Annotated in this window: 17 protein-coding genes and 1 tRNA gene; 6 read left to right on the forward strand and 12 right to left on the reverse strand. The window is 71.9% G+C overall.

What is annotated here, in order from left to right:
* The 6 genes from DKT68_RS11840 to DKT68_RS11865 form a co-directional block, all read right to left on the reverse strand.
* Positions 1 to 922: serine/threonine-protein kinase (locus DKT68_RS11840; protein WP_146218341.1), on the reverse strand; the 922-nt coding region annotated here is incomplete at its 3' end.
* A 1-nt stretch (position 923) separates the two neighbouring features.
* Positions 924 to 2,429 (reverse strand): peptidoglycan D,D-transpeptidase FtsI family protein, encoded by a 1,506-nt coding sequence (locus tag DKT68_RS11845; RefSeq protein WP_109817471.1) that lies wholly within the window; start codon positions 2,427 to 2,429, stop codon positions 924 to 926.
* Positions 2,426 to 3,916, reverse strand: a complete 1,491-nt coding sequence (locus DKT68_RS11850; protein ID WP_109817472.1) for an FtsW/RodA/SpoVE family cell cycle protein — start codon at positions 3,914 to 3,916, stop codon at positions 2,426 to 2,428. Before DKT68_RS11850 ends, DKT68_RS11845 begins: the two co-directional genes overlap by 4 nt.
* 30 nt (positions 3,917 to 3,946) lie before the next feature.
* On the reverse strand, positions 3,947 to 5,413 hold the full coding sequence (locus DKT68_RS11855) for a PP2C family protein-serine/threonine phosphatase (protein ID WP_109817473.1): 1,467 nt from the start codon (positions 5,411 to 5,413) through the stop codon (positions 3,947 to 3,949).
* Positions 5,410 to 5,895: an FHA domain-containing protein FhaB/FipA gene (locus DKT68_RS11860; RefSeq protein ID WP_074315675.1), complete on the reverse strand. Its 486-nt coding sequence runs from the start codon at positions 5,893 to 5,895 to the stop codon at positions 5,410 to 5,412. The genes DKT68_RS11855 and DKT68_RS11860 overlap by 4 nt, the downstream gene beginning before the upstream one ends.
* A 6-nt stretch (positions 5,896 to 5,901) precedes the next feature.
* Entirely contained in the window at positions 5,902 to 6,690 is a 789-nt protein-coding gene (locus DKT68_RS11865) for an FhaA domain-containing protein (RefSeq protein ID WP_007454122.1), read from the reverse strand.
* Between the two features lie 207 nt (positions 6,691 to 6,897).
* Here DKT68_RS11865 and DKT68_RS11870 point away from each other — a divergent pair.
* The 3 genes from DKT68_RS11870 (at position 6,898) to DKT68_RS11880 (ending at position 8,967) form a co-directional block, all read left to right on the forward strand.
* Positions 6,898 to 6,980, forward strand: a tRNA-Leu gene (locus DKT68_RS11870).
* 92 nt (positions 6,981 to 7,072) lie between these two features.
* Positions 7,073 to 8,164: an NAD-dependent epimerase/dehydratase family protein gene (locus DKT68_RS11875; RefSeq protein WP_201749000.1), complete on the forward strand. Its 1,092-nt coding sequence runs from the start codon at positions 7,073 to 7,075 to the stop codon at positions 8,162 to 8,164.
* Positions 8,161 to 8,967 carry a WecB/TagA/CpsF family glycosyltransferase gene (locus tag DKT68_RS11880; protein ID WP_109817474.1) on the forward strand — a complete coding sequence of 269 codons (807 nt, stop codon included), beginning with the start codon at positions 8,161 to 8,163 and terminating at the stop codon, positions 8,965 to 8,967. The genes DKT68_RS11875 and DKT68_RS11880 overlap by 4 nt, the downstream gene beginning before the upstream one ends.
* A gap of 66 nt (positions 8,968 to 9,033) precedes the next feature.
* On the opposite strand, the gene DKT68_RS11885 is transcribed toward DKT68_RS11880, so the two are convergent.
* Positions 9,034 to 10,905, reverse strand: coding sequence for a S8 family peptidase (locus DKT68_RS11885; protein WP_109817475.1), 1,872 nt, complete (start codon positions 10,903 to 10,905; stop codon positions 9,034 to 9,036).
* A gap of 215 nt (positions 10,906 to 11,120) precedes the next feature.
* On the opposite strand from DKT68_RS11885, the gene DKT68_RS11890 reads away from it, so the two are divergent.
* On the forward strand, positions 11,121 to 11,720 hold the full coding sequence (locus DKT68_RS11890; RefSeq protein ID WP_109817476.1) for a hypothetical protein: 600 nt from the start codon (positions 11,121 to 11,123) through the stop codon (positions 11,718 to 11,720).
* On the opposite strand, the gene DKT68_RS11895 is transcribed toward DKT68_RS11890, so the two are convergent.
* From DKT68_RS11895 to DKT68_RS11905, 3 genes are all read right to left on the reverse strand, one after another.
* Positions 11,688 to 12,089 carry a hypothetical protein gene (locus tag DKT68_RS11895; protein WP_109817477.1) on the reverse strand — a complete coding sequence of 134 codons (402 nt, stop codon included), beginning with the start codon at positions 12,087 to 12,089 and terminating at the stop codon, positions 11,688 to 11,690. The two genes, DKT68_RS11890 and DKT68_RS11895, sit on opposite strands and share 33 nt — an antisense overlap.
* A 214-nt stretch (positions 12,090 to 12,303) precedes the next feature.
* Positions 12,304 to 12,525 (reverse strand): DUF397 domain-containing protein, encoded by a 222-nt coding sequence (locus DKT68_RS11900; RefSeq protein ID WP_074315665.1) that lies wholly within the window; start codon positions 12,523 to 12,525, stop codon positions 12,304 to 12,306.
* Positions 12,495 to 13,376, reverse strand: a complete 882-nt coding sequence (locus DKT68_RS11905) for a helix-turn-helix domain-containing protein (RefSeq protein ID WP_030487606.1) — start codon at positions 13,374 to 13,376, stop codon at positions 12,495 to 12,497. Before DKT68_RS11905 ends, DKT68_RS11900 begins: the two co-directional genes overlap by 31 nt.
* Before the next feature lie 622 nt (positions 13,377 to 13,998).
* On the opposite strand from DKT68_RS11905, the gene DKT68_RS11910 reads away from it, so the two are divergent.
* Both DKT68_RS11910 and DKT68_RS11915 read left to right on the forward strand, forming a co-directional pair.
* Positions 13,999 to 14,283 carry a hypothetical protein gene (locus tag DKT68_RS11910; RefSeq protein WP_109817478.1) on the forward strand — a complete coding sequence of 95 codons (285 nt, stop codon included), beginning with the start codon at positions 13,999 to 14,001 and terminating at the stop codon, positions 14,281 to 14,283.
* A gap of 98 nt (positions 14,284 to 14,381) precedes the next feature.
* Positions 14,382 to 14,825, forward strand: a complete 444-nt coding sequence (locus DKT68_RS11915) for a hypothetical protein (RefSeq protein WP_201749001.1) — start codon at positions 14,382 to 14,384, stop codon at positions 14,823 to 14,825.
* Positions 14,826 to 14,832: 7 nt separating this feature from the next.
* Here DKT68_RS11915 and DKT68_RS11920 read toward each other — a convergent pair whose 3' ends face one another.
* Together DKT68_RS11920 and DKT68_RS11925 are read right to left on the reverse strand one after the other, a co-directional pair.
* On the reverse strand, positions 14,833 to 15,825 hold the full coding sequence (locus DKT68_RS11920; protein WP_109817479.1) for a PASTA domain-containing protein: 993 nt from the start codon (positions 15,823 to 15,825) through the stop codon (positions 14,833 to 14,835).
* Between the two features lie 187 nt (positions 15,826 to 16,012).
* Positions 16,013 to 16,711: a PASTA domain-containing protein gene (locus DKT68_RS11925; protein ID WP_109817480.1), complete on the reverse strand. Its 699-nt coding sequence runs from the start codon at positions 16,709 to 16,711 to the stop codon at positions 16,013 to 16,015.
* Positions 16,712 to 16,731: the final 20 nt, after the last annotated feature.

Below are 16,731 nucleotides of genomic sequence, written 5' to 3' on the forward strand. Positions count from 1 at the left end.
CCCAGAAGGCCAGGGCCAGTGGCCACACCGGGCCGGTCTCCGCGGCGGGCGACGCGGGCGCCGCGGAGACCGGCCCGGTGTGGCCACTGGCCCTGGCCTGCTGGGAGAGCGCGGCCTTGAGCTGGCGGGCGACCCCGGCGAGGGCGGCGGCGCTGGGCCAACGGGCCGCTGGGTCCTTGGCCAACGCCCGTTCCACCACCGCACGAACCTGCGGTGGGATGTCCGCGGGCAGGGGGCGGGGGGTCTCCCGGACGTGTCGCATGGCGATGTCGAGCGGGTTGTCACCCTCGAAGGGGCGCCGGCCGGCGAGGCACTGGTACGCGACCACGCCGAGCGCGTACACGTCGGACGCCGGTGTGGCCACGCCACCGGTGGCCTGCTCGGGCGAGATGTACGAGGCGGTGCCGAGCACCGAGCCGGCGGCGGTGAGCTGGCCGACCAGGTCGGAGCGGGCGATGCCGAAGTCGGTCAGCACCAGCGTGCCGTTCGGCCGGACCAGCAGGTTGCCCGGCTTCACGTCGCGGTGCACGATGCCCTTCTCGTGCGCGGCGTGCAGGGCGTCCGCGGCCTGCGCCACCAGGGCCATCGTCCGGGCCGGGGTGAGCCGGCCGACCCGGCTCAGCGTGGACGACAGGGCGTCGCCCTCGACGTACTCCATGACCAGGAACGCGATCTGCTGGTCGTTGCCGAAGTCGTAGACGTCCACCACGCCGGGATGGTTGATGGTGGCCATGGTGCGGGCCTCGCCGCGGAACCGCTCGGCGAAGTCCGGGTCGTCGAGGAGCGCGGGGAGCAGGCTCTTGACCGCGACCGTCCGGCCGAGCACCTGGTCGGTGCCGCGCCAGACATCGCCCATGCCGCCGCTGGCGATCCGCTCGTCGAGACGGTAGCGGTTGCCGAGCTGGACGCCGGGGCTGAGCATGTCAGCGGCCCCCGGGATCGGCGATGGCGGCCCGCATGATCTGACCGCCGATCCGCGCCGCCTCGGCGCTGCCGCCGCTGCCGGCCTGCTCCAGCACGACGCAGACCGCGGAGACCGGGTTGCCGTTCTTGTCCAGGGCGAACCCGATGAACCAGCCGTGGTCGGGCCGGTCCGGGGCGGACTGCGCGGTGCCGGTCTTGCCGCCGACCGTGTAGCCGCTGATCGCGGCCTTCTGGCCGGTGCCCTTCTGCACCACGCTGACCATCATCTCGCGCAGGTCCCCGGCTACCTGCCCGGTGACCGGCTGGCGCAACTCCCGCGGCTTGGCCGTGTAGTAGCTGGTGGTCCGGTCCGGCGCGAGCAGCTGCCGGACCAGGTACGGCCGCATCTGGCTGCCGCCGTTGGCGACCGCACCGGCGATCATGGCGCCCTCAAGGGGGGTCATCCGGACGTTGTTCTGGCCGATCGAGGACTGGGCCAGCGCGGCCGGGTCGGTGCTGCCATCCGGGTTCTGCATATCCCCGGTCCGGCTGGCCGCCGTGCGCAGGCCGTCCTCACCGAGCTGGCCGACGGTGAGGTCGTCCTGCTCGAAGCCGAACTGCCGGGCCTTCTCCTTGAGGGTGTCGGCGCCGAGCCGCACACCGAGCTGCGCGAAGCCGGTGTTGCACGACTCGGTGACCGCTTCCAGCAGGGTGACCTGAGGCTCGGGGCAGATCGACGGTGCGGCGTTGCGGATCGGTTCGCCGGAGGTGGGCGGGGTCCAGCTGGAGCCGGCCGGGATCGGGGTGCTCTTGGTGACGCCGTTCTCCAGGGCCGCAGCGGCCACCACGATCTTGAAGGTGGAGCCCGGCGGCAGCGTCTCGGACAGCGCGCGGTTCTTCAGCGGGCCGTCCGGGTCCTGCTCGAGCTTGTTGTACGCGGCCGCGGCCTCGGCGGTGTCGTGGCTGGCCAGCGGGTTCGGGTCGAAGCTGGGCATCGAGACGAGCGCCTGCACGGCCCCGGTCCGCGGGTCGATGGCGATGGCCGCGCCCTTCTTCACCCCCTGCTGGTTGTTGCGCAGCTGGTCGTAGGCGACGTCCTGGGCCCGCTTGGAGAGCGTGAGCAGCACGTTGCCGCCGCCGGTCTGGTCGCCGGTGAACATGTCCTTGAACCGGTCGCCGATCAGCTGGTCACTGGTGCCGGCGAGGAAGTCGTTCTCCACCCGCTCGATGCCGGTGTCCGCCAGGTTGACCGGCTTGTAGCCGAGCACCTGCGCGTACTTCGCGCCGCCCGGGTAGGTGCGCTGGAACTTCAGCTTGCCGGTGGTCTCCCGGCTGGTGGCCACCGCCGTGCCGCCGGCCTCGATGTTGCCGCGCTTGCGGTCGTACTCGGCGACCTGGACCCGACCGTTGTAGTCGCTGGTGCGGTATTCATCCGCCTTGTAGGCCTGAATCCAGTTGAGGTTCGCGAAGAGCAGACCGAACAGGACGATGACGACGACGCCGACGCGGCGCAGGGGTGCGTTCACGGCTTGATCACCTCCGTGGGAGCACCGTGCAGCTGCTCGGGCGGGCCGCCGGTGGGCCGGGCCGCCTTGCCGGCGCTGCCGCTCACCGGTCGACGGGCTCCGTCGGAGACCCGCAGCAGCACCGCGATGAGCAGCCAGTTCGCCATCAGTGACGAACCGCCGGCGGACAGGAACGGGGTGGTCTGACCGGTCAGCGGGATGAGCTTGCTGATGCCGCCGACGATCACGAAGACCTGGAGACCGAGGGTGAACGCGAGACCACCGGCGAGCAGCTTGCCGAACGAGTCCCGCACGGCGAGGGCGGCACGCAGCCCCCGCTCCACGATCAGCAGGTAGACGACCAGCAGCGCGGAGAGCCCGAAGAGGCCGATCTCCTCGCCGATGCCGGCGAAGATGAAGTCGTTCTGCACCTCGGGCAGGATCTCCGGCTGACCGCCGCCCGGCCCGGCGCCGAAGAGCCCGCCCGTGCCCAGGGCGAGCAGCCCCTGGACGAGCTGGTAGCCCTTGTCGGTCGGGTCGGCGAACGGGTCCAGCCAGATCTCGGCGCGCAGGTAGAAGTTGGCGAAGGGGCCGCCCACCATCTCGCCGAGGACGTAGGCGAGGTAGGCGCCGCCGAAGAAGAGAATCAGACCGATGAGCAGCCAACTGACGCGTTCGGTGGCGATGTACAGCGTCACCACGAACATGCCGAAGTAGAGCAGCGAGGTGCCCAGGTCCTTCTCGAAGACCAGCACCAGGAGGCTGATCAGCCAGACCACGACCACCGGGCCGAGGTCTCGCCCACGCGGGAAGTCGATGCCGAGGAAACGCCGGCTCGCCAGCGACAGCACCTCGCGCTTGCGCACCAGGTAGTAGGCGAAGAAGACCAGCAGCGCGAGCTTGGCGAACTCACCGGGCTGGATGGAGAACGAGCCGACCCGGATCCACAGCTTGGCCCCGTTGATCTCGGAGATGCTGCGCGGCAGCACCGCCGGGAGCATCACCAGCACGATGCCGGCCAGCCCCAGGGTGTACGCGTAGCGGGAGACCGAACGGTGGTCGCGCATGATGGCGAGCAGACCGGCGGCGAGGATCACCGAGGCGAGCGTCCAGGCCAGTTGGCGCCCGCCGATGCCGGCGAAGATGGCCAGGCTCTCCCGGTCGACCGGGGCGGCCTCGCCCAGGTCGATGCGGCGTAGGAAGCCCACCCCGAGGCCGTTGAGCAGGGCCACCGCCGGCAGCAGGGCCGGGTCGGCGAACGGGGCGAGAAACCGGATGACCAGGTGCAGGCCGAGGAAGACCGCGCCGAGCGCGGCGGCGGGCATCCAGAAGTCCGGGGTGACCGTGTCCAGCAGGTTCGCCTCGACGGTCGCCCCGTACGCGGCCACCAGCACCATGGCGAGCAGCAGCAGGGACAGCTCGGCGTTGCGCCGGGACCGGGCCAGGCGTACGCCGGACTCCCCGCCCGTGGTGACGGGCGAGGGTGCCGGTGTGGCCGCTACGGTCACGGGTGGAGTCCTCGGGATCTCAGCTGACGCTCACTCGGGAGACCGGCAACCGGCCGGGTCCAGCCCTGGCGTGGTCGAGTCGGAGGGCGTCGCGTCGGGTGTGGTCGTGGGGCCGGTCACGCCGACAGCGGCGGTCGCACCGGTGGTCGGGCTCGCGCCGACGGTCCCGTTGGGGGTCGCCGGCGCGCTGGGGCTGCCGTTCGGCGCGGGGGTCGTCCCGACCGGGGTCGGCGTCGGGGTCGACGCGTTGCCCTCCGTGCTCGGGTCGGCCGGGCAGATCGGCTTCAGGTTGGGGTTGCTCGGGGTGTCGCTGGTCAGCTCGGCGAGCTGGCGCTCGGCGTCCGGCTCGCTCTTGGCCCGGATGCCGACCTTGACGGTGTCCTGCGCTGCCACGGTGAGGTCGTCCAGCCGGGTGCCGCTGGTGCGGTGCACCGTGGAGAGGTCCATCCCGGCGATCTGACCCTGGATGCCACGGAAGACGGCCACCTGGCCCTCCTCGGTGGCGCCCACGTAGTACTGCCGCTGGGTGTACGTCCAGCCGGCGAAGGCCGCGCCGCCGAGGATCACCAGCAGGGCCAGCGCCATGGCGGTCGCCCGCACGGGCCGGCGCTTCGGCCGATCCTGTTCGTCGTCCGACGCCGCCGGCTCCTCGGGCGCGGCGGGGCGCGGCGCGGAGAGCGCCGAGGCCCGGGCGGCCGGGGTGGAGTCGTCGGCGGAGGTGGCCATGCCCCGGTCCCGTGCGGCGGCGCCGCCCACGATCGGGGTCGCCTCGACGATGTCCTGGTCGGTGGCGTCGGCGATGATCACCGTGATGTTGTCCGGGCCGCCGCCGCGCAGCGCGAGCTGCACCAGCCGCTCGACGCACTGCTGCGGGTCGGTGTACTCCCGCAGGGTCTCGCCGATGGTCTCGGCGCTGACCACGCCCGAGAGGCCGTCGCTGCAGATCAGGTACCGGTCACCGGGGAGCACCTGGCGCACCGAGTACTCCGGGTCGATGTCCCGGCCGTCCAGGGCACGGGTCAACAGCGACCGCTGTGGGTGGCTGCTCGCCTCCTCGGCGCTGATCCGGCCCTCGTCGACGAGCATCTGGACGTACGTGTCGTCCTTGGTGATCTGCGCGAACTCGCCGTTGCGCAGCAGATAGGCCCGCGAGTCGCCGATGTGGACCATCCCGAGCTTGCTGCCGGAGAAGAGGGTCGCGGTCAGCGTGGTGCCCATCCCCTCCAGCTGCGGGTTGGCGTCCACCGTGTCGCGGAGTTGTTGGTTGGCGGTGCCCACGGCTGAACGCAACGCGTCGACGAGAGCGTCCCCCGGGACGTCCTCGTCGAGCGGCGCCATGGCACCGATGACGATGTTGCTGGCGACGTCACCGGCGGCCATGCCGCCCATGCCGTCGGCAACGGCGAGTAGCCGCGGCCCGGCGTAGACGGAGTCTTGATTGCCGTCTCGGATCAGACCGCGGTCGCTGTGGGCCGCATAGCGCAGGGTCAGAGTCATGGCCGTAATTCGAGGGAAGTGCGGCCGATCCGGATCGGCACGCCGAGGGGGACGGGGGTTGGTCCGGTGACCTTAGCGCGATCGAGGTACGTGCCGTTAGTCGAGCCGAGGTCCTCGACGAACCACTGCCCGTCGCGCGGCACGAGCCGGGCGTGCCGCGCGGAGGCGTAGTCGTCGGTGATGACCAGGGTGGAGTCCTCGGCCCGACCGATGGTGATCTGCGCTTCACCGAGAGTGATCCGGGTGCCGGCCAGCTGACCGGCGGTCACCACCAGCTGGTGTGCCGCCCTGCCCCGTTTCACCTTCGCTGGCTTGGCCGCCTGCCCCGTCGAGGCGCCCACCGCGCGCGGCGCCGCCACCAGACGACCGGACCGGGCACCCGCGAAGAGGTCCCGGCGGATCACGCCGACCACCGTGAACACGAAGATCCACAGCAGGATCAGGAACCCGAACCGGGCGACGGTGATGACCAGTTCCGGCAAGGCGGGTCAGCCGTCCACGCGGAAGGTCAGCGTCGTGGTGCCGAGCTGGACCATGTCACCCGGGTTGAGGGCGACGGCGGAGACCCGCTGGCCGTTGACCATGGTGCCGTTGGTCGACCCCAGATCGGTCAGCACGACCTGTCCGCCGTCGAAGTCCAGCCGGGCGTGTCGCCGGGAGATGCCGACGTCGGGCAGGCGCAGGTTGGCCTGGTCGCCGCGACCGATCACCGTCGACCCCATCTGGAGCGGATAGGTGCGCCCGTCGCCCGAGACCAGCCGCACGTTGCGGCCGCCGCCGTGCCCGGGCGGCGGGCCGTAGCCGCCACCCTGGTCGTACGCGGGGTAGGCGGGCGGGCCGGCGTCGTAGCCGGGCGCCGACACCGGGGCGACCTCGCCGCCGGTGTAGACCTCGGCGGTGACCCGGAACATCCCCGTGTCCAGGCCCTCCCCCCGTTCGATCTCGACGATCACGTCGCCATAGACCGTCCAGGCCTGCTCGCCGATGAACTCCGCCTGCGACTGGGCCAGCTCCTGGGCCAGCGCGGCGGCGTACGGCGCCAGCCGACTGTGGTCGAACGGCGAGAGATCGATCACGTAGCGGTTGGGCACCAACGTGCGCCCACCGGCCAGGATCGCCTTGTGCGCCTCGGCCTCCCGCTGCATGGCGTTGAGGATCTCCACGGGGTGGACCACCCCTTTGAAGACCTTGGCGAAGGCCCCCTCGACCAGGCCTTCCAGACGCTTCTCGAAGCGTTGCAGCACGCTCACCGGCTCCTCCTCGGGTCCCGAGGACATGATGGTATCCGGCCGGCGCGCGCGCAGCTCACACGCCGCTCGGCCGCCTGCTACCGGCCTGTTCGGATGGGCCGGGACTACCGTGCTACTCTTTCGTCCGCCACGAACGGTAACCGCTCGTGGCGAGCGCCGGGGACAGCGTAGTATCTCCGGGGCCCGCTGGAGACAGCGGCACCGGGGCGGCTAAAGTGTTCCGGGTCGTGCCACGGGGATGTGGCGGAATGGCAGACGCGCACGGTTCAGGTCCGTGTGCCCGAAAGGGCGTGGGGGTTCAACTCCCCCCATCCCCACCCACCGACGAGGGCTCCGCAGATGCGGGGCCCTTCCGTCATATCGGGGCGTGCCGGACGTCACGCTATGCTCCGATGGTTCTCTGCCTCCGATGGACCAGGAGTGGCGTGTGAGTGTCGCGTTGGTGACCGGGTCGGGTGGTCTGATCGGCTCCGAGGCGGTCCGGCACTTCGCCGGCCTCGGTCTGGACGTCGTCGGCATCGACAACGACATGCGCCGGTACTTCTTCGGCGAGGACGGCTCCACCTCGTGGAGCCTCGAGCGACTCAGCCGTGACCTGGGTAACGCGTACACCCACGCCGCGGTGGACATCCGGGACCGGGACGGCCTGGAGCAGGTGTTCAAGAAGTACGGCTCGGACATCGCCGTGGTGATCCACAGCGCCGCGCAGCCGAGTCACGACTGGGCGGCCAAGGAGCCGTACACGGACTTCGACGTGAACGCCGGCGGCACGCTCAACATCCTGGAGAACACCCGGCGGCACGCGATCGACGCGCCGTTCATCCACTGCTCGACCAACAAGGTCTACGGCGACCGGCCCAACAGCCTGCCGCTGATCGAGCTGGAGACCCGGTACGAGCTGCCCGAGGACCACCGCTGGTACCAGGGCATCACCGAGGAGATGTCGATCGACAACTCCCTGCACTCGGTCTTCGGCGCCTCGAAGGTCGCCGCCGACGTGATGGTCCAGGAGTACGGGCGCTACTTCGACATGAAGACCGCCTGCTTCCGGGGTGGCACGCTGACCGGCCCGGCGCACTCGGCGGCCGAGCTGCACGGGTTCCTGGCCTACCTCATGCGCTGCGTCATGGAGGGCAGGACGTACAACCTGTTCGGCTACAAGGGCAAGATGGTCCGCGACGCGATCCACTCCCACGACGTGCTGACCGCGTTCGAGGCGTTCTTCCGGGCACCGCGCTCGGCGGAGGTCTACAACCTCGGCGGTGGCCGGCACTCCAACACCTCGCACATCGAGGCGTTCCGCATCGCCGAGGAGATCACCGGCCGCGAGGCGCAGATCAACTACGTCGAGCAGAACCGGACCGGCGACCACCAGTGGTACGTCAGCAGCATGGCCCGGTTCGAGGAGCAGTACCCGGAGTGGAAGATTACCTATGACGTCCCGATGATCCTGCGGGAGATCTACGAGGCCAACGTGGACAAGTGGGTGCCCCAGGCATGACCGCACAGACCAAGCGCAACGTGCTCGGCGTCCTGGTCGACGCCACCGACTACGCCGCGGCGACCGACGCCGTGGTGACCGCGGCGCACGAGCGGCGCCCGCTCGCGCTGACCGCGCTGGCCGTGCACGGCGTGATGACCGGTGTGCTGGACCCGGCGCACAACGCCCGGCTCAACTCCTTCGACGTGGTCACCCCGGACGGGCAGCCGGTGCGCTGGGCGCTCAACCTGCTGCACCACGCCGGGCTCTCCGACCGGGTCTACGGGCCGACGCTGACCCTGCACGTGCTCTCCCGCTTCGCCGACGAGGGGCTGCCGGTCTACCTGTACGGCTCCACCGAGGAGACGCTGGCCAAGCTGATCCCGGCGCTGGAGCGGATGTTCCCCGCGCTGAAGATCGCCGGGGTGGAGCCGTCGAAGTTCCGCGCGGTCCAGCCGGGCGAGGACGCCGAGATCGCGGACCGCATCCGGTCCAGTGGCGCCCGGCTCGTCCTGGTGGGGCTCGGCTGCCCGCGCCAGGAGGTCTTCACGTACGCCATGCGGCCGCTGCTCGACATGCCGCTGATGGCGGTCGGCGCGGCCTTCGACTACCACGCCGGGCTGCTGCGCCAGCCCCCTTCGTGGATGCAGCGCGCCGGCCTCGAGTGGTTCTGGCGGCTCGGTCTGGAGCCGAAGCGGCTCTGGCGCCGCTACGTGATCCTCAACCCGGCCTACCTGACCCGGCTCGCCGGGCAGAAGACCGGCCTGTGGAAGGCCCGCCCGCCGGCGCCGGCCACCGAGCGCCCGGCCACCTTCGCGGTCTGACCCTCCTCCGTACGGCACGAGGCCCCACCCGGCGTTCCGGGTGGGGCCTCGGCCGTGGGAACCAGGTCAGACGGTCAGGGTCCAGGTGTTGACGTAGCCGGTGTCTCCGGAGTAGACGTCCCGCACCTGCAGCCGCCAGGTGCCGTTCGCCGCCTCACTGGAGACGTTGGCGGTGTAGGTCGTGTTCACGTTGTCGGCGCTGTCGAAGTAGCTGCTGTTCTTCAGCCGGTACGCCGAGCCGTCCGGAGCGACCAGGTCGATCACCAGGTCACCGCGGTAGGTGTGCACGATGTTCACCGCGATGGTCGAGGCCGACGAGGCGTTGCGGCCGCAGCCGGCGATCGTGATCGAGCTGGACGCCGTGACGCCGGTGTCCGGGATCGCGACGTCGGTGCCGTTGCTGCCGGAGCAGCCGCCGCCACCCGAACCGGTCACGGTCAACGTGTAGGTGGCCGTGCGGGTGCCGGCCGCGCCGCTGCCGGTGATCGTGACCGGGTAGCTGCCGGCGGGGGTGCTCGCCGAGGTGGCGATGGTGAGGGTGGACGAGCCGCCCGAGGTCACCGTCGACGGGCTGAACGACGCGGTCGCGCCGGCCGGCAGGCCGCTGGCGGAGAGGCTGACCGACTGGGCGGAGCCGGCGGTGGTGGCCGTGCCGACGGTGGCCGTCACCGAGCCGCCGGGCGCGGTGGAGCCGGAGGTCGGCGACACCGATACCGAGAAGTCGTTGGCCGGCGGGGTGCCGTTCACGACGTAGAGCAGCTGGTTCGGGGTGCCGGTGCCGACGTTGGTCACCACGTTCGGGGTGGAGTTGCTGACCAGGTTGTCCCGGACCTGCTGCGGGCTCCAGGACGGGTTCGCCGAGAGCGTCAGCGCCGCCGCGCCGGCGACGTGCGGCGACGCCATCGAGGTGCCGCTGATGGTGTTCGTCGCGCTGCTGCCGGTGTACCAGGCCGAGGTGATGTTGACGCCCGGCGCCAGGATGTCGACGCAGGTGCCGAAGTTGGAGAAGCTCGCCGCGGCGTCGTTGTTCTGCGTCGCACCCACGGTGATCGCGGAGGCGACCCGGGCCGGGGAGTAGTTGCAGGCGTTCTGCCGGACGCCGAGGGTGTTGCCGTTGCCGGCGGCGACCGCGTACGTGACACCGGAGTTGATCGAGTTGGTGACGGCCGTGTCGATCGAACTGTTGGCGCCACCACCGAGGCTCATGTTCGCCACCGCCGGCTTGACCGCGTTCGCGGTCACCCAGTCGATACCGGCCACCACCTGGGCGTTGGTACCGCTGCCCTGGCAGTTGAGCACTCGGACGCCGACGATCTGGACGCCCTTGGCCACCCCGTACGCCGAGCCACCCACCGTGCCCGCCACGTGCGTGCCGTGGCCGTTGCAGTCGTCGGCGGAGCCGCCGTCCACCGCGTCGAAGCCGGAGACGGCCCGCCCGCCGAAGTCGTTGTGCCCGTACAGCACGCCGGTGTCGATGATGTAGGCGCGGACGTTCGACGCCGTGTTCGGGTAGGTGTACGAGCTGTTCAGGGGCAGGTTCCGCTGGTCGATCCGGTCCAGGCCCCAGGATGGCGGGTTGGTCTGGGTGCCGGCGATCGAGACGGTGTGGTTCTGCTCGACGTACGCCACCGCCGGGTCGGCGGCGATCCGTGCGGCGGCCTTCGCGCCAACCCGGATCTCGAAGCCGCGCAGCGCAGCGCCGTAGGTGCGGGCCACGGTGCCGCCGTGCCGGCCGACCAGCCGGTCCGCGTTGTCGCCGACCGTGCCCCGGCTGACGGCGGTGTCCTTGAAGACGACGATGTAGCTGTCCGCGACGGCCGTGTCCCCACCCGCCGCCCGGATGGCTCCGGTGGGTTCGGCGGCCAGGGCGGGCGTGGCGGCGGCCAACAGGGTCAGTGCGGCCACCCCGACGAGTACGGACCTGTGGGCAAGACGCATCTCTTACCTCCCTCCGACCGGCAGCCGCCCGACGCGGGTCCCGCTCAGATCCATGACGGCCGATCTTTCCCGAGGGTAGGTCAGTGCAGTGATGAAGATAAACATGTCGCATCGTTCATAACGCGGAGAGGATGCCCCCTACGGGACGGCGTTCCGGGACGAACGAGGGCTGCGCCCGGAGTCGCGGACGGCCGCGATCGGAGAGGCTGACCAGCATGGAGAGCCCCCTCGCCGCCGTGCTGCCGATCGCCGTCCTGTGGCTGGCCGCTGGCGTGGTCGCGGACGGCCTGCCCCGGCTGGACCGCGCCCGCGCGCTGCGCCGACGCGCCGGACACCTGCTCATCCTGACCCTCGTGGGCCTGACGCTCACGGCGGCGGTGCTTGCGGCCGGGTTGTTCACCGCCGGCAACACCCCGGCCGATCGGGCCGCCACCGCCCTCAACCTCGCCGGGCTCCCCACACTCGTGGTGGCGGTCTGCACCGTACGCCGGGTGCGCCGGCTCCGGGCCGGCGCGGGAGCGTTCGCCGCAGCGCCGGAGACGCCCGCGCCGCACGGCCTTCGGGCCGCCGCGGCGCACCCGCTGATCGGGTTACCGGTCCAGGTCACGGGTGTGCTGACGGTGCCCGCGGTGGTCGCGGCGAGCGGCACCGACCTGCTCGCCGCACCGGGCGTCACCGGTCCAGCGATCACCGTCGGCGCGCTCGGGATCCTGGCCGTCGGCGTCCGGCACGCGCTCCGGCACAGCAGGCTCGCCGAGCGGGCCCGGCCGGACGCACAGCGGTCAGCGCGAGCGCCCGGGCCCCTGCACGTATAGGAGCTCCAGGATCGCCCGGGTCGCCTCGAACCAGCGGTCCAGCCAGCCCGGCGGCGGCACGCTGCCCTTCGGCGGCAGCTCCATCAGCAGGCCGCGCAGCAACGGGTGGTCAGCCAGCGCCCCGGTGGGCTCCATCGGCCAGCCGCTGGGCGGGAAGGACGGCTCGACCAGTGGGTTCGGGTCCAGTGAGGGCAGGGAGAGCGGCGTATCGCTCGCCTCGGCCGCCGACGCGTCCCGTCCGCTCATCTCCTGGTCGGTCGAGACCACCTCGGTGAGGACGGTGTCCCGACGTGCCCCGCGGTACTTGCCACCGAACCGCTCCGGCTTACCCGGACCGTTGGTGAGGTTGTCAGACCCGATCGTCGTCATCCGTCTCGCCTACCTCGCTCGGTTGCGGATAGTGCGGCGGGTCGTCGACCAGCGCCGTACCGACGGGTTCAACGAGACGGGCCCGCTGTAGCGACGGGAATCCCGGCGGAACCTCGCCGGCCGCCACCGCGCGGTGCCGAAGAGCGTGGCGATCCGGACACGGGAAAGCCCCCGCCCGGTCGAGACCGGACGGGGACCTCACGTGACCACTCGGTCAGGCCGAGCCGAACGCACCGCCTCTGGTGCCGGCGACGAAGGCGTGCCAGTCACCCGGGGCGAAGACCAGGGCCGGGCCGGCCTTGTCCTTCGAGTCCCGCACTCCGACCGCCCCGGTCACGTACGCCACCTCCACGCAGTTGTCACAGTTCGGCCCGCTCTTCGAGCTCTTGAACCACGTTGCCTGCGTCAGGTCCACGGGGAACCCCTTGGTCGCCATTTCCACAACGGCTCCTCTGCCAGTTTTGCGATGTGTGCGACGGACTCCTCCGGACGAATGGCCGCGGCGCGGATGTGATCGAAGATGAAGCTGTACTTCTGTAGTTCGTCACTCTTCTCCAGGAAGAGCCCACCCGTGGCGTTCTCCGCGTACACGACATCCGGATCACCGGGCTCGGGAAAGCTGAGGATCGTGAAGGTGCCGTCCATGCCGGCGTGCGCACCCACCTCGAAAGGAAGGATCTGGAGCGTCACGTTCGGCAGCTCGGCAACCTCGACCAGCCGCTTGAGCTGGCCACGCATCACCTCGTCCCCACCCACCGGCCTGCTTACCACCGCCTCATCGAGCACCACCCACAGATCGACCGGATCGTCCTGGGTCAACAACGACTGACGGCCCAGACGGACACGCACCCGCTGATGAACCTGATCGGCGGTGAAGTCCGGCCGGGCGGCGCGGATCATCGCCCCCGCGTACTCCTCGGTCTCCAACAGACCGGGCACCACCTGCTGCTCGTACGCCCGGATCGAACTCGCCGCGGCCTCCAGCCCGACGTACGCCCCGACGAGCACGGTGCTGTACGGGTGCCACCAGCCCTTCTGCCGGGCCTCCCGGGCGATCTGCACGAGTTCGTCGCTCTCGGCACCGACCACGCCGTAGATCCGCAACATGTCCCGCACGTCGCGCGGGGTGGCCGTGGTGTGCCCGGTCTCGATCCGGGAGACCTTCGACGCGGAGCACTCCAACTGCTCGGCCACGACTTCGATGGTGATCCCGGCGGACTCCCGCTGGCGGCGCAGCTCGGCACCGAGCCGCCGTCTCCGGATGGTGGGACTGCGCCGCTCACTCATGGCGCCCCCCGGTCACTGGTCCCACCGCTGGCTGCTCGACCCCACTCGGGCTACCTCCGGTCGACGCGCCACTGGCTGCCGCCCGCCGGGGGCGCGACCGTCGACCGGCGGACGTTCGCGGCGAGGGGATGGTGCCGGTCATCGGCCGGCCGCGACGGGCGTAACCGGTCCTCAGTGTGCCGTCCGGACGCGGATGGCTTCAAGCGCCGCTTTGCGGGGGCGACTCACGTATCGGCAAAAGTCGACGTGCAACTTGCATGAAGCACGTCGCTGATGCACTCTGTCCGTATGGCACGGATCACTCAGCGTCTCCGTCCGGTCCCCCGGTGTGGTGATCCCACCGACCCGGGGAAGCCGGCCGCGGCGCGGGTCCGGCCCGCGACACCGAGAGCTGCCCCGGGGTGATGACCCCGCCGCTGCACGTCAGCCGACTGTGGCGGCGGGCGCGGTTCCCGGAAGCAGCCGGGTGATGGTCGGGTGGCGGCACGCCACCAGCGGGGTACGGCCCGACCACCACCACCCGCACCACCGGTCCACGAGGCGCGACCCCGTCACCGGGCCGAGACGTTCCCCCGATCAGTCACCGCCGGCACACCGCCGGCCGACCTCCCCAGGAGCCCATGTGCTTCCCCGCTCCGGTGACGTACTGAACGTGACTCGCGCGGCGAGTGTCCAGTTCCTCAGGCCCATCAAGTTCCGGGTGATCCGGGTGCTCGACTGGCCGACCTACGACGGTTGGCTCTGGCTCGACGGCTACGAGTTGAACGCCGCGGGCGACGCGGTCACCCGTCGGTCGATCTTCGTCCAGCGGGAAGGGCTGCAACAGGTGCACGCCGCGCCGGAGCCCCGCCCGCACACCGTGCGGAGCCGGCGACCGGTCGTCCGTACGCCGGTCAGGGTGGGCTGACCGACGCGATCCGCCGCCGGTGGGCGTGCCGTCGCCATAGAATCGGTACGCCCACCCCGGCACCGTTCCACCCGCACGTCCAGGGCCCTGATCCTGGGATGGTCATGGTCAATCAGCCCGCCCCGCGGCGGCACCACCGCTCCCGTATCGCCTACGCCTTTGGACTCCTCGCCCTGCTCGGGGCAGTGACCACCCTCGTGGTCCTGGTCCGCGACCCGGCGCTGTCGTCCACCCGGCTGGTCACTCCGGTGCCGGCACCGGAGATCACCGTGGTCGACCCCGACCCACCGACGGACGAACCCGGCTGGCACGCCACGGACCCCGCGCGCGACCGCCTCGACGCGATCGACCCTGCCGGCCCGGCGGCCGACTCCGGTTCCGGCGGCGGCCAGTCCGACGGCCGGCAGGAGATCACCGAGGCCGCTCCGGCCCGGCATACCGCGACGGACGTCCGCCGCTCGCTGTTCTGGTCCGGGATCTTCGGCCTCACCATCTCGCTGGCCGGTCTCGGCCTCGTCGGCACCCGCCGCCGGATGTGGTGAGCGTCGGTCAGCGCGTGGCCGTCACCGTCGGGCTGGGCCGGACCGGGCCGGTGCCCGTCCCGGTCGAGGGCCGGGCCTGGGAAATGACCAGCAGCACCTCCTCGTCGGTCGGCACCGTCGCGCCGGCCTCCGGCTCGGTTCCCACCACCGTGCCCGGTGGCAGCTCGGACGGGCGGTACACCACCCGGTAGCTCAGGCCGAGCCGGTCCAGCAGCCCTTCCGCGGTGGCCTGCGGCAGGCCGGCGAGCGGCGGCACCGGCACCTCCGCCGGCGCGGTGGTGACCGGCGGGCTGCTCGGCGACTCACTGCTCGGCGCCGCCGAGGTGGGCGCCGCGCTGGTCGGTGCGGCGCTGGTGGCACTGGCCGGCGGAGGCGACGGTGTGGGTCCCGGGTCATCGGGGTCGTCGTCCTGCGCGGCGAGCACCACCCAGAGCGCGGCCCCGAGCAGGCCTGCGAGCAGGAGCGCGAGCACACCCCAGAGGATCGGCAGCCACCAGCGTCGGCCACCCTGCTCCTCGGCGTACCACTCGCCGGCGGGCTCGGCCGGTTGGGGCGCTCGCACCTCCGCCCGCCCGGACCACGGCGCCGGGGTCGTCCGCTCGGCAGGCATCCGCGCGGTCCGGTCGACCGGCGTGCCCGGCCGCGTCAGCCCAGAGCGGTCGATCGGCATGGTCCGGTCGGGCGAACCAGCCGGGCCGGCCGACGCGGCCCGGTCGATGGAGGCGGTCGCATCCGGCGACGCGGCCCGGTCGATGGGCGCGGTGGCATCCGGCAACTCGGCGCGGTCGATGGGAGCGGTCGCATCGGGCGACGCGGGCCGGTCGATCGGCGCGGTCGCGTCCGGCAACGCGGCCCGGTCGATCGGCGCGGTCTCGTCGGGTGACCGGGTGCCAGGCGAGGTCGGCGGGGTCGGCTCGGGCCGGTCGGCGGCGGGCGGCAGAGGGCGCGTCCGGTCGTCGTCGTGGTCCCCGGTGGGCGGCTCCTGGCGGTCGTCGCTCATCGCACGTCCTTTCCCGGGCGGGCGCCATGGCCCTCGACGGCCAACCTAACCGCCCACACGGTGATCAGCGGGGATCCGCGGCGCGAACCGCCCGGCTCGGGACGGCACACCGGCGGACCCCGGCCGTGCGGGATGACCTACCAGACCCGTACGGGCCGGAGCGGCCGACCGGTTCGCGGGCCGGAGATCAGGAGGTGGGATTCGTGGTCGGCTGGCTTGGGGGCGCCGCCCCGCACCAGATGCTGACCTCGTCGTTCCAGCGGGCCGAGCCGTCCTCGGCCGGTTCCTGCCGGCTGACCTTCCCACTGCGTCCGCTGCGGTAGCGCGGGTAGAGGCCCTCGTCGACCAGGTCGTCCGCAGCGCTGGCGCAGTCGTCGCCCACCACGTCCGGCACCTCGGCGGCGGGCGGCGGGCCGGCAACCCGCAACTGCACCGTGGTGCCCCGGGTCACCGGGGTGCCCACGGCGGGCGAGGTGCTCTCGACCGTACGACCGGTGCCGGTGCCGAAGACCAACCGCCAGCCCAGCCGCTGCTCGCGCAGCGCGTCCCGGGCCTCCTCGAAGTCGCTGCCGACCACCGGTGGCACGGTCAGCCCGGTGCCCTTGGTCGCGGTGGCGGAGGTGCGGGGGGCCGACGGCGTGGTCCGGCCGCTGCTCGGCCGGGGCGCGGTGGCCCGGCCGGTCGGTGTGTCGGTCGCGGTCGCCACCGCGAGCGGATCCGTCGGGGGCGCCTCGTCCCCGCCCGCCAGCAGCCAGCCGCCCGTGGCACCGACCGCGGCGAGGAGCACGGCGACCAGCCCACCGCCGAGCAGCATGCTGCCCCGGCCCGGACCGCCGCCGTCCCGGCCGGCGACGGCATCCTGCCGACCCGTGTTCGCGTCCGTCATTGCGCCCACCGCCTCATCAC

The sequence above is a fragment of the Micromonospora acroterricola genome (assembly GCF_003172955.1).
GTDB lineage: Bacteria > Actinomycetota > Actinomycetes > Mycobacteriales > Micromonosporaceae > Micromonospora > Micromonospora acroterricola.